Origin of the sequence: Paenibacillus sp. FSL R5-0345, assembly GCF_000758585.1 — a bacterium.
Taxonomy (GTDB): domain Bacteria; phylum Bacillota; class Bacilli; order Paenibacillales; family Paenibacillaceae; genus Paenibacillus_AQ.
On record NZ_CP009281.1, the window covers coordinates 6,411,415 to 6,424,197 of the forward strand.

The following is a 12,783-nucleotide window of genomic DNA, read 5'->3' on the forward strand; positions in this document are numbered from 1 at the left end:
ACTGGAGTTTAGAGGTACTTATTTATTCGTTGGTTCTAATAATAATGTTGTGTGCTTGTAGTTACGCTGGGCGCTTCGGCTCTGAACACTACTTGGCGCTCGAATAACAATAGTTGCACTATATACATCTATTCAGCGTAATTAAAGGATCCGTTACACTTTAATTGCACTCTGTGTAACTAAAAGCAAATAATGCTCGACCATTTCCCAGATTCATCTTATTTAGTTGCATAGAATACACTTATCGCTTCATTTCTAACGAACCAGAACTTTAAAGTGTATAAAGTGCAATTAAATATTCAATCTAATGTTTATATATGTATATCACACTGCTGAACGGAGGTTTATCTAATATGCTGGTAGTAACAAATACCATTAAGGTTAAAGAAGGTCATGGTGAAGCCATTGCTCAACGTTTCGGAGGAAATAACGGTGTACAGGATATGCCAGGTTTCGTACGCATGGAGGTTTGGCAAGGAAGTGCCAAAGAAGGTGTTGAGGAACTAAAGATCTGCACCATGTGGGAGAACGAGGAAGCATTTAAAGGCTGGACCTCCAGCGACTCCTTCCGTCAATCACACCGTGGTGCTGGTGGAAATGAAGCCATTCTTGGAGCATCAATCGACAAATATAAGCTGATGATCAGCCGAACACCCGGCACCAGCAATTAAGTGATGTAGGCCGAATCGTACAATGAATATAAGTTCGACTGCCACGACAATAAAAACAGGGATGCCCTGAGCCAATATGGCTTTGAGGCATCCCTGTTTGTTTTTACAGTGTGTTGCTTATTGCTCACTACCACGAGGGAGAGCTTCCTCCACCTCTTGATGTTTCCCCGGCCAGAATGCCCATCGACCAAACAGCGTCGTAATCGCGGGGACAAGAAACGGACGAACTACGAAGGTATCAAGCAGAATACCTAGAGCGGTAATGATACCAAATTGCACAAGCACCTGAATCGGTAAGCTAGCTAATACAGCGAAAGTACCTGCCAGAATAAGGCCCGCCGAGGTAATTACCGAGCTAGTCTCATTTACACCTTCTGCAATCGCCTGCTTAAGCGGCATGGTTTTACGCTTTTTCCAAATATTCGAGATCATAAAGATGTTGTAATCTTCTCCAAGTGCCACCAGGAATACAAAGGAATAAAGCGGGATCGCTCCCTGAATGGCATCTGCCCCCATCACATAGTGAATAATAATCCAGCCTAAGCCAAGTGCAGAGAAGAAGGAGAGAATGACCGTTCCAACCAGATAAATGGTTGCCACTATGGAACGCAGATATATCAATAACAGCAAGGTGATCAGCCCAATGACCACAGGGATAATCAGATCCGTATCACGATCTCCGATTTTTTTGGTATCATACTGAGTTGCTGTCTGACCGCTTACCCAAACATGATCCGCAGGATTCTCAACCCCTACATCAATCAGCGCTTGCTCTGCCGTTGCTAGAAGGGCTGGAATATGCCCCATCGCTTCAAGTGAATAAGGATTGTTCTTAAATTCGAGATCGAAACCCAGAATATCCTTGTTCACAGCACCCTGCTGAGCGTCGGAAACCGTGTCCACATAGGTGAGCCCTCCGAGAATGACTTTGAGATCCTCTCCACTTGCTTGCCCCTTAGTATCAATAATCAGCTTAGCAGGAGCTAGTTCTCCCGGGGAAAACTGCTTACCGATGAGATCAAACCCTTCGCGGGACTCCATATTTTTAGGAAAAGAAGAAAGGATATCATACGTGAATTTGATTCCACTAGAGAACGAAGCCAGAATCCCTAGTCCGATAACGGTCACGCCTACGATAGCCCAAGGCCTGGAAACTACAAATCCGCCAATCCCTTTTTTATGGGAGACTTTTGGTTCTGGAGCAGGTTTGCCTTTAGCCTTGGCCCGTTCAACCTCCATTTGCGGAGTACGCGGAATGAATGGGAAGAACGAGGTCCGTCCGAAGATCGCCAACAGTGCAGGTACAAGCGTTAAGCTAGCAATTCCCATAATGAAAATCGACACGCTGAACGGTATTGCAAAGCGATGATAAGCTCCATACTTAGCCAGCAATAACGCAAACAGCGCGAGCACGACAGTGAAGCCACTCATAGCGATAGCCCCTGAAGCATCGGTAATGGAACGAAGCAGGGCGCGACTTTTGCTTTGCTCTATCTTCAGAAGCTGACGGAATCGCGAGATCAGGAATAAACAATAATCCGTACCCGCACCGAACAACAGAACCGTCATGATGGAGACTGCCTGCGAATCTACGGTGATCCAGCCTTCTTGCGCCATTTTCCCAAGAATCGGACTCGTTACACCATAAGCGAATCCAACTGCAATAAGAGGGATAAACGCCAAGATCGGCGAACGATAAATCACTAATAAGAACACCAGCACAAGCATAACCGTAGCAATTAACAAGGAAACGTCAGCGTTCTGAAACAGGCCTGAAGCATCTATAGAGATGCCCACTGGACCCGTAACACGTAAACTCAGGTCTTTTCCATCTACCTTAGCCGCGGAGGGGTCTCCACCCGTCTCTGTGTTTATGATCTTCTTCATTTCTGTCACAGCTTCACCGAGCTGATCACTATCTGCCGTTTTATCAAAAAGCACCGGGGTTACCAGTGTACTAAGATCCTCAGATAATGAGGCTTGCAGTGCCTGCGGCGGCAGCTTCCCTAGTGGGGGAACAAAGTTCTGATGGGGTAACGGTTGCTGCTCCAACTTGTTGTATACAGCAGTGATATGTACTAAATCGTCTTGCGAAAGCCCACCTTCTCTATGCCATACAAGCAATGCAGGTACTCCGCTTCCACTTGGAAATTCTTGTTCTGCAATGGCTGTTGCCTGTATTGATTGTGCATCATCTGGGAGATTGGGCGCATTATTAGCAACTTGAGAATTCACTGCAGGCCATAATAGGGTAAGTGCACCTACTAGCACTATCCATACGAGAAGAGTAATCCATTTCGTCTTTTTTCCTGCCACCCATTTACCGTAGCCTGACATTCCCTTCATCCTCTCTTTTATCGTGCAGCCTCAAAAATGAGCCGCGGGTCATTTTTGATTCTATCATACCTATCCTTAAATTTTTAATCAAACCTTTTTTTATTATGAATGCTGTCTTAAGAGATCCCACCACATATAAAATACCCCTCCTTCACATAAATAATCAGCAAAATGTGAAAGGAGGGGTTTATAGTTTGCTATAATTTTTTCTTCACTTTAATTTAGCCTGCGTCCAAATCACCTTCGGAGAACTGACTGTTGTAAAGATCAGCATAGAATCCGCCTTGTGCAAGCAGTTCCTCGTGGTTGCCCTTCTCGATTACACTACCTTGATTCATAACAAGGATCAGGTCGGCATCTCGAATCGTCGAAAGACGGTGAGCAATTACGAAGCTGGTTCTGTTTTGCATCAATGCCTTCATTGCTTTTTGAATTAATAATTCTGTCCGTGTGTCGACACTGCTTGTTGCTTCATCAAGGATAAGGATCGATGGATCGGCCAGAATGGCACGAGCAATTGTAATCAGTTGCTTCTGCCCTTGTGAAATGTTAGAAGCTTCTTCATTTAACACCGTATTGTAGCCAAGCGGAAGTGTGCGAATAAAGTGATCGGCATGAGCAGCCTTGGCCGCACGCACCACATCAGCTTCTGAGGCACCTTCACGACCGTAAGCAATATTATCACGGATCGTACCATTGAACAGCCAGGTATCCTGAAGCACCATACCAAATTTGCTGCGCAGATCACTCCGTTTCATATCGGTAATGTTCACACCATCAATGATAATTTCCCCATCGTTGAGCTCGTAGAAACGCATCAACAGGTTAATCAGAGTGGTTTTACCAGCACCAGTAGGACCGACAATCGCTATGGTCTGACCTGGACTAACCTCAATATTCATGTCCTCAATCAGAATTGCATCTTCTTTATATCCGAATTTCACATGACGGAACTCAACGGAACCTTCCGGAGTACCTTCATCAAGCTTCGCAAGCGTAGTATTAACTTCCTTAACTTCCTCTTCTTCATCCAGAAGCTCAAATACCCGTTCTGCAGAAGCAATAGTGGATTGAATAATATTAGCAATGTTAGCCGTTTGTGCAATCGGCTGGGTGAACTGACGGGAATACTGAATAAAAGCTTGAATATCCCCGACATCGATCATTTTTTTAGTAACAAAGATACCGCCGACTACACAAATCATTACATAACCTAAGTTACCGATAAACATCATGAGCGGCATAATCATACCAGACATGAATTGGGCACGCCAGCCTGAATCGTAAAGCTTATCATTAATTTCATCGAAATCCTTAAGGGATTGCGGCTCACGACCAAATGCTTTAATAATCCGGTGACCTGTATACATTTCTTCTACATGACCGTTCAACTGACCGAGTGACTTCTGCTGTCCAACAAAATAAGTCTGCGAGCGCTTGGAGATAGCCATAATCACAACGAAGCTGAGTGGCAATGTAACAATTGTAATCAAAGTCAGCCATGGGCTGATGGTAAGCATCATTACAATGACACCGATAATGGTGACGATAGAAGTAATCAGTTGAGTTAAGCTCTGTTGCAGTGTAGTACTGATGTTATCCACATCATTCGTAGCACGGCTTAGAATTTCCCCATGAGTACGGGAATCAAAATATTTCAAAGGCAACCGTTCCAGCTTACTGTTAATCTGCTCACGCATGTCGAAAACGACCTTCTGAGCTACACCAGCCATTACATACTGCTGAATATAGCTGAACAGAGCGCTAAGCAAATACAGACCGGCAAGTATGATCAGGATATCATTAATGTATCCAAAATCAATGGAGGCTCCCTCAACTCCCATTAATTTTCCGTAAGCACCTTCGAACAGTTTAGTTGTTGCTTTACCCATAACTTTAGGGCTGAAAATACTAAATACAGTACTGGCAATAGCCATAACCAAAACGATGATTAATTGAACCATACGAGGTCTTAAATACTTAATCAGACGACGAAGTGTACCCTTAAAGTCTTTAGCCTTTTCCGCAGGCATCCTCATGCCAGGACCGCCACCAGGTCCTGGACCTTTGTGGGCGCGCGGAGCTACAGGTTTATTGTTTTGTTCGCTCATGCTATTTCCTCCTCTGACAGCTGCGAGGATACGATCTCGCGGTACACATCACTGCTCGCGAGCAGTTCACGGTGAGTGCCCATTCCGGCGATTTCACCCTCATCAATAACAATAATCCGGTCGGCATCCATAACGGTACTAACCCGTTGAGCTACGATTAGAACAGTGGATTCCGTGGTTTCATCTTTGAGTGCCGCGCGAAGCTTAGCATCTGTTTTGAAATCAAGTGCAGAGAAGCTGTCGTCAAACAGATAAACTTGAGGTTTTCTCACAAGAGCACGTGCAATGGACAACCGCTGTTTCTGACCACCGGAGACATTACTTCCGCCTTGAGCAATTTCAGAATCAAACCCATCTTTCATGGCTGACACGAAATCGTAGGCTTGAGCTACCTTGGCTGCATGAATAATTTCTTCATCGGTAGCATCCTCTTTACCGTAGCGAATGTTTTCGTTAATCGTACCTGAGAACAATACCGCTTTTTGAGGAATGTAACCAATTTTGCTCCGTAGCTCTTCTTGTGTCATTTCACGTACATCTACCCCGTTCACACGAACCGCACCTTCATTGACATCATAGAACCTTGGAATCAAGCTAAGCAGCGTAGATTTACCCGAACCTGTACCGCCGATAATGGCAGTAACTTCACCCGGACGAGCACTGAAGCTAATTTTCGAAAGTGCAGGTTGTTCCGCGCCAGGATAAGAAAAGGAAACATTATCAAATTCAACAAAACCACGCATATGATCACGGCCATCTTTTTTAGTAGCTTGAGCCGTTGTTTGCAATTCACTCTCTGAAGGATCTGTGAACTCCGGCCGCATATCGAGCACTTCATTGATACGCAAGGCAGAAGCTGACGCACGAGGAATCAACACGAACATCATCGATACCATAATCAGGGAGAACATAATTTGCATCGCATATTGAATAAATGCCATCAGTGAGCCGACTTGTAAATCGCCGTCACCAATCCGGATTCCACCAAAGTAAAGAATTGCGATCATGGAAAAGTTCATAACAATCATCATAAGCGGCATTAAACCGGCCATAATTTTATTTACTTTGATCGCTGTGTCTGTCAGATCACGGTTAGCCTCGGAGAAGCGCTTATTCTCATGATCAATTCGGTTAAATGAACGGATAACACGGATACCTGTCAAATGTTCACGCAGCACCAGATTTAATTTATCCAGCTTAACCTGTATCGCTTTAAACAACGGTAATCCCTTCATCCCGATGAAGAAAATTGCGCCTACGAGTACCGGAATTACTACTACGAAGATCAAGGATAATTTCGCATCTTCAGAAACCGCCATGATGATACCACCAATCATCATCATCGGTGCACCAATCATCATACGCAGCATCATGGTAAGTACAGTCTGCACCTGCGTAATATCATTCGTTGTACGTGTAATTAAGGATGCAGTACCGAGCTTATCGAACTCATGCAGCGTAAAATTCTCTACATGGTTAAACACACGAGCACGGGTAAGTTTACCGAACCCCGCTGCCACTTTTGCCGATAAGTAACTGGCAATGACTGAACATAACGCCCCGCCCCCTGCAACTAGAAGCATGAAGCTACCTATTTTCCAAATATAAGTACGGTCCCCTTGAACAATCCCTTTGTCCACGATGTCGGACATCAGCGTAGGGAGGTATAAGTCGCCCATGGACTGCAAGAACACAAGAATTAATACAGCACCAATAGCTACTCGAAATGGCTTCAGTTGTTTAAATAATTTAATCAAGCTTCTCATCTCCGTTCATTTGTAGCCTATCCCAATTAGGTGGCGGATTATCCTCAACGAATGCATGTACTTTCAGCAACAGTTCTGTGAGCTGCTTAGTCTCTTTTTCACCTAAGTACTGTACGAGCTCATCAAGCATTGCATCTCTATATTGCTCTGCTCTTCGTGTGAGTTTTTTTCCGCTCTCCGTCAATTTCACGCGTACGACTCTCCGATCCGAAGGATCTGCGTGTCTTTCCACCATTTGTTTCGCCTCAAGACTATTAATCAACTGCGTAATAGTTGGAGGTGTGAATCCGAGAAGTCGGCTGATCTCAGATATCTTTAGACCCTCATCATCAGAATGATTCCATTTTTCAATGCATATCATTAAAGTCATCTCACTCGGCTTATGGCCTTCAACACCTTTGTGCCATTGGCCTTTATGCAGCCTTTTCATCGCCGCAAAAAGCTTGTGTGCGACTGAATTTTCAGTATCTTCTGTATTTCCTCCGTTTATCCCAATTTCCTTCACCTCTAATTTAGTTAGGTCAACTAATTATTAAATACTATATTATTTAGGCTACCTAATTATATTTTCGGTGCAACGCTTTGTCAAATTTTGAATACGCTATCAATTATTACGAAAAAGAAAACTCCCAAGCTCAAGGGCAAGGGAGTCCAGTTTCGTATATGTATTACTCTGTATTATAAAAATACTGAATAGATCGTTTCAATCTACCAATTAGCTCCGTGCTCGTAAGTCGTAATACCGCCTTGGCTTCCAGAGCCTACAGGTCCGATAATGATGAAGCTAAACAATGCTAACACACTTGCCATCATCAATAGTGATTTTTTCATGCTGTCTCACCTCCCTTATCAAATTTCTATATCTGTTCTGCTGATCAGTAGTTGCATAATCCCTATTAGTCTCAAATAAGGTTACACAATTAATAAAATCTTTTCCGTTGTTCTGCTTAATAGCTAATTCCAAACACTGAATGATATAATCCACGCCTGTACTATACTTTTTTCGGGTTATGAGATACATCGCAACTTGATAGTTTAACCGATATACACGATCCACATTATTAGGCTCCTGAAACTCCTCAAATCGCAACATCTCGCGCGAAAAACGTGAAAGCACACTGTCTGCAGAGAACCCATGACGATTAGCTGCATCCATAATAGTAATAAGACCTACCAAAATTTCACCAGGATGATCAGCCAAAAAAGCTGTATATTCCGGTAAAACAGACACATTCCCCTCTAACATCTCCAGTGTAAAGCTATTAGCAGTTGCAAACAACCGAAAATGCTCTACAGCTTCACGGCCTTCCTCATTCATCATTTCAAACCAGCTCAGATCAGCATAGCCTGCAGTATACTTTTTCGCTGCTTCATATTTACCTTGTTTGGTTAGAGCAGTCGCTTTAAGCAAATATCCATGACCATAATAGACAATGAGCGGACGTTCTGTACGAAGATCTTCAACTCGTCTGCCTTCACTCTTTCGCAGTTGATCACGATACACGGCATTAGCCAGGGTTCTCAGTTCATCAGCAAAGTTCTCCATATCTACCCATCTACGCAGACCGTAGCATAATTGTGATAGCATAAGCAGACCATCCAATTGCATATCCTCAGGAAGACGGCCTCTAAATGGTCCAAAGGTGATCACCGCTCGTAATTTCTCATCTGTATCAACTATCGATTGCATCGATCTAAATATACGAAAATGACTGATCGCCAATCTCTCTGAGTAACTGTCGGACTCATTCTCTGCTACAACTTTATAGAAAAATATAGATTCATTCACTTTTCCTTTATTAAACAATTTATCAGCCACTGAATAAACGATATCCAGCGATTTCGGATATTCCAATAACCTATTTAATGTTTCATCTATGCATTGCTGCTTGCCCAATTCAGCGCAGCGTATTAAAAAAGGCTCCACCCTGCGGCGGGAGACCTTCTCCTCATTGAAGCATTCATCAACATACAACGGATACAACCAACCATCAGGAAAACCAAAGGCTTTAATGATTGCATCTATTTGTCCCAAGGACATAGGCTTCGGTGGATTCCCATGCAGAATTGCACTGAGACTTCCTCGATTCAGACCACAAATTTTTGAGAAAGAGGCGAGATTATGGCCGGAGCGGGACAGATTTTTCTCAATTTCTGAGCGTATAGTTGTTAACTTTCCCTCCACTCGGCACCCCCAAAGTTCGACTTGAAAAGATTCTATTAATTGACATTATAGGTGAAAGTTATGGATTGTACAACCAATAGATTGTACGACAAAAAGAGGAGCGTATTTCTCTCCTCTTTATCGGTTGGATCTTCGTAATAGTGTAATTCTATGGATGTATCGAAGTTTAACTTATTGTAATAGCGGCTTTTGAGCTTCTGCCGTAGGGCGTTGCGCCTGACTTGCGACTACGCAAATTCTCCATCATCTTATGTTGTGCCAGCAAAATATAGCTGTCCAATCGCTCGCTTAGCTCTAATACTGCATGGTCACTAAGACTCCGTTGCTCCGCAACTTCCAGCAATTCACATCTAAGGCTCTCTATAGTCACAAACAGTTCATCTTCTCTGTAGTCTCTTCTATAAATATTCTCGGAAGAACCTTGATATAATGTCACAACTCTCTCCTTCTCTCTATCAACTTCTCCATCTATCATAATCCATGATACCAAAAAACATATTTTCAAAAAAAAAGAAAAAAATACATTGTATCTACAATAATAAAATCACTATTTATTCAGAGTGATCCATTGAATCTTAGGGAAGTTCATTAGGGTACTGTTCTCTCAGTAGTCCCTTTGCAAAGGAAATCCATTCACGTGCTGCAAAAGATAAGTAACGGTCTCTACGCCATGCCATAGCAATCTGCCACGGAATTACCGGATCTGTCAAAGGAATGACTACCAATCGCGAGCGGTCCATGTCACGGCAAATGGTTTCCGGTAATAATGCGATCCCCATTCCCGCGGCTACCATCTTGCTAATTAAATCCCACTGTGAACTCTCATATATCACCTTCGGCTGAAATCCAGCCTTCACACATTCCGTAATAATCCGATCATGCAGCGTGAAATCCTCTCGAAATAGCACGAACTCCTCTTCTGCCAGCTCACTTAGCGGAACAAGCTCCGCCTCGGCCAGCCGATGTCCCATAGGCAAAATAAGATTCAGCTTCTCTTCAACAAAGGTGAAACAATGAAGTTTGGCTGTATCCACAGGCAACACGACCATTCCAATGTCCAGCAGTCCCGTTTCTACATCTTCCTCCACTTTTTTGGCCCCATCTTCATGGAGACGAATCGTAACCTGTGGATAACGTTTATGAAATTGACCAATCACCGATGGAAAAAAGCTCGCCCCTACCATTGGAGGTAAGCCTATACGGATGTGACCCTGCTCCAGATTTCGTAAGTTATCCAGTTCGGAAGATAAGCTAGCGAAAGACTCCACGATATTTTGCGCTTTGGTGAACAGAATTTCCCCCGCGTCTGTAAGTCTTATACTTTTTCCTTCACGGTAAAACAAGTCTGCCTCTAGTTCGGTCTCCATATTCCGGATCATTTTACTGATCGTAGGCTGTGTTATATATAGTGATTCAGCAGCTCTGGTGAAACTTCTCATTCTTGCTGCTTGAACGAAATATTCTAATTGCCGGATATCCATTGTTTCGCCTCCTAATCCATAGACAAAAGGAATGTCACTTATTCGATCTATTCATTTTACCTATGAAAACAATTGATGTAAACTTTCATTATCATGAAAGGAGCGAAGCCTTATGAAAAAGATTGTTATAGGCTTGCTGCAGGTAGCGGGACTTACATTATTCTCTTTACTTATCAATGCTGTGACCCCATTATTGCATATCCCTATTCCCGGAAGCATACTCGGAATGATTATATTGTTTCTCCTGCTTGAGTTCGGTGTTATTCGTCTGAATTGGGTAGAGGTTGGCGCTTCTTGGTTACTCGCCGAGCTCCTACTGTTCTTCATTCCATCGGCTATAGGTGTAATGAAATACGCTAATATTCTGGAAACGGATGGATTACGCATTCTTGCCGTTGTCGTCTTGGGCACTTTTGTTGTAATGGCCAGTTCCGGATTACTTACCAGTAGAATTTATAAAGCGAAGGAGCGGAAAGGATCATGTTAAACGCTCTGCTGTTCTTTGGTCTCACGGTCGCGGTATATTTACTCGCGAAACGTATCTATGCTTCTACTGGTAAAGTCTACACCTCTCCATTAATCATCACACCGGTGATTATGATCGTCATACTGCTCATAACCGGTATTACTTATGACTCTTACAATGCGGGAGGAAAATGGCTGACGGATTTGCTGCAACCGGCAACCATGGCCTTTGCCATCCCTTTGCATAAGAACTTCAAGGTACTCAAAAAGCACGCCGCCGAAATTGCGGCAGGCGTGCTATCAGGGACGATAGTTGCGGTGATTTCTTCCATTCTGCTGGCCAAATGGCTGCATGTTAGCGGCGACCTGGCAGCTAGTCTGGTACCACGTTCGGTAACCACACCGATCGCTATGAGCATCTCGCAAAGTATCGGTGGTGTACCGAGTATTACGGCTGTCTTCGTCATTATTACCGGGATACTTGGTACAATGATGGGCCCTACTGTACTTCGTATCTTCCGCATTGAGAATGAAATTGCGCGCGGTGTATCGCTGGGAACCGCTGCACATGGTACAGGAACATCCAAAGCCTTCGAGCTTAGTTCACTGACCGGAACCATCTCCAGTATTGCGATGATTCTGTCCGCGCTGTTATCTATCGGCGTGGCGCCAGCTTTGCTCGCGATATTCCTCCACTAGGCTAACCCAGCTTGGGCCAAGGGCATGTCTCTTTAGTACATCTAAAGTAGCATGTCCTTTTTCTATGAATTGAAGCTTAGAACTTAACAGGCAATCCGCTTTGCGCTGAATCGTAGGCTGCACAGGTGACTTTAAGGGTTTTGTATCCATCCTCATAGTCGCATAAAATGCGCGAGCGATCGCCCGTCCGTACAGCATGTATGAAGGCTTCACTTTCTACTAAATATGGATTTCCTGTATTCTCAAATTCGGTACTATTGCCGCTTCGCACTTCCAAGAGACGATCCGGGTTCCAGTCCAAAAGTCCCCGATCATTATAGAAGCTAAGACCTACACTTCCCACCTCATCAGGTAAAACGCATGTATTTGAAATATTAGCAATAATTCCATTTTCAAGCTTCAAGGATACGGTGCCTACATCTGCCACGCTCACACCTTCATGCTGCTCATGCATAATCCGGTTTCCGAACATGCCGTAGACTTCCTTTACCTCTCCGGCTAGATAGCGCACCAAATCGACGATATGTGTAGTCTGCTCTGTGAATTGTCCTCCGGATTGCTTCTGATCACGCCACCAAGCTACGCCTGGCATACCGCCCATCCATTGCCCCATAATCATACCGACCTTGTCACCACGCAAAGTTTCTTTCAGACGTTTAATGTTCTCCTGATAGCGAAAATGATAGCCTACCGAGGTTAACAAATTATGTTCTTTGATATCCTGAAGTAGGCTTGCGGGAATTTCAGTAGTCATACTAAGCGGTTTTTCTATAAAAAAGGGAATATCCCTCTTGATTAATGATCGTTCGATCGCGCCATGAGATTGTGGAGGCACACAAATATAAACAGCATCGAGCTTCTCCGCATCCAGCATCTCCGTAATATCACCATATCCAGCAGCATCGTATGGGCGTGCCATATCTTCGCCTTTAGCCTTACTGCTTCCGCAGACCGCCTGCAAACGGACATCATCCATCTCTGCCAGCAAATCAGCATGTACCTTAGAGAACCAGCCCGTACCCACAATACCCACTTTTAATGTCATTCTTTTTCCTCCTGCCGATTGAT

At 43.9% G+C, this 12,783-nt stretch carries 12 protein-coding genes; 3 read left to right on the forward strand and 9 right to left on the reverse strand.

All coding sequences use genetic code 11. From position 1 onward, the window contains the following. Nucleotides 1–353: 353 nt before the first annotated feature. Nucleotides 354–671 carry an antibiotic biosynthesis monooxygenase gene (locus R50345_RS28330; RefSeq protein WP_042131428.1) on the forward strand — a complete coding sequence of 106 codons (318 nt, stop codon included), beginning with the start codon at nucleotides 354–356 and terminating at the stop codon, nucleotides 669–671. A gap of 117 nt (nucleotides 672–788) precedes the next feature. Here the strand turns inward: R50345_RS28330 and R50345_RS28335 are convergent, their stop codons facing one another. The 8 genes from R50345_RS28335 to cidR form a co-directional block, all read right to left on the reverse strand. Then, on the reverse strand, nucleotides 789–3,017 hold the full coding sequence (locus R50345_RS28335) for an MMPL family transporter (RefSeq protein ID WP_042131429.1): 2,229 nt from the start codon (nucleotides 3,015–3,017) through the stop codon (nucleotides 789–791). 212 nt (nucleotides 3,018–3,229) lie between these two features. Beyond that, nucleotides 3,230–5,119 carry an ABC transporter ATP-binding protein gene (locus tag R50345_RS28340; protein WP_042131430.1) on the reverse strand — a complete coding sequence of 630 codons (1,890 nt, stop codon included), beginning with the start codon at nucleotides 5,117–5,119 and terminating at the stop codon, nucleotides 3,230–3,232. Further along, a complete protein-coding gene (locus R50345_RS28345; RefSeq protein ID WP_042131431.1) occupies nucleotides 5,116–6,876 on the reverse strand; it encodes an ABC transporter ATP-binding protein in 1,761 nt (586 codons plus the stop codon). Before R50345_RS28345 ends, R50345_RS28340 begins: the two co-directional genes overlap by 4 nt. Next, nucleotides 6,869–7,390: a MarR family winged helix-turn-helix transcriptional regulator gene (locus R50345_RS28350; protein ID WP_052414766.1), complete on the reverse strand. Its 522-nt coding sequence runs from the start codon at nucleotides 7,388–7,390 to the stop codon at nucleotides 6,869–6,871. Before R50345_RS28350 ends, R50345_RS28345 begins: the two co-directional genes overlap by 8 nt. Before the next feature lie 203 nt (nucleotides 7,391–7,593). Further along, nucleotides 7,594–7,716, reverse strand: a complete 123-nt coding sequence (locus tag R50345_RS32270; protein ID WP_269321974.1) for a hypothetical protein — start codon at nucleotides 7,714–7,716, stop codon at nucleotides 7,594–7,596. Further along, a complete protein-coding gene (locus tag R50345_RS28355) occupies nucleotides 7,670–9,070 on the reverse strand; it encodes a hypothetical protein (protein ID WP_042131432.1) in 1,401 nt (466 codons plus the stop codon). The genes R50345_RS32270 and R50345_RS28355 overlap by 47 nt, the downstream gene beginning before the upstream one ends. Nucleotides 9,071–9,236: 166 nt before the next feature. Beyond that, nucleotides 9,237–9,506, reverse strand: coding sequence for an aspartyl-phosphate phosphatase Spo0E family protein (locus R50345_RS28360; RefSeq protein ID WP_042131433.1), 270 nt, complete (start codon nucleotides 9,504–9,506; stop codon nucleotides 9,237–9,239). 139 nt (nucleotides 9,507–9,645) lie between these two features. Then, nucleotides 9,646–10,551 carry a cidABC operon transcriptional activator CidR gene (gene cidR / locus R50345_RS28365; RefSeq protein ID WP_042131434.1) on the reverse strand — a complete coding sequence of 302 codons (906 nt, stop codon included), beginning with the start codon at nucleotides 10,549–10,551 and terminating at the stop codon, nucleotides 9,646–9,648. A 112-nt stretch (nucleotides 10,552–10,663) separates the two neighbouring features. Between cidR and R50345_RS28370 the strand changes: the two genes are divergently transcribed. Both R50345_RS28370 and R50345_RS28375 read left to right on the forward strand, forming a co-directional pair. Continuing rightward, nucleotides 10,664–11,038: a CidA/LrgA family protein gene (locus tag R50345_RS28370; protein WP_042131435.1), complete on the forward strand. Its 375-nt coding sequence runs from the start codon at nucleotides 10,664–10,666 to the stop codon at nucleotides 11,036–11,038. Continuing rightward, on the forward strand, nucleotides 11,032–11,715 hold the full coding sequence (locus tag R50345_RS28375) for a CidB/LrgB family autolysis modulator (RefSeq protein WP_042131436.1): 684 nt from the start codon (nucleotides 11,032–11,034) through the stop codon (nucleotides 11,713–11,715). The genes R50345_RS28370 and R50345_RS28375 overlap by 7 nt, the downstream gene beginning before the upstream one ends. A 76-nt stretch (nucleotides 11,716–11,791) precedes the next feature. On the opposite strand, the gene R50345_RS28380 is transcribed toward R50345_RS28375, so the two are convergent. Then, complete coding sequence (locus tag R50345_RS28380; RefSeq protein ID WP_042131437.1) at nucleotides 11,792–12,760, reverse strand: Gfo/Idh/MocA family protein; 969 nt, start codon at nucleotides 12,758–12,760, stop codon at nucleotides 11,792–11,794. Nucleotides 12,761–12,783: the final 23 nt, after the last annotated feature.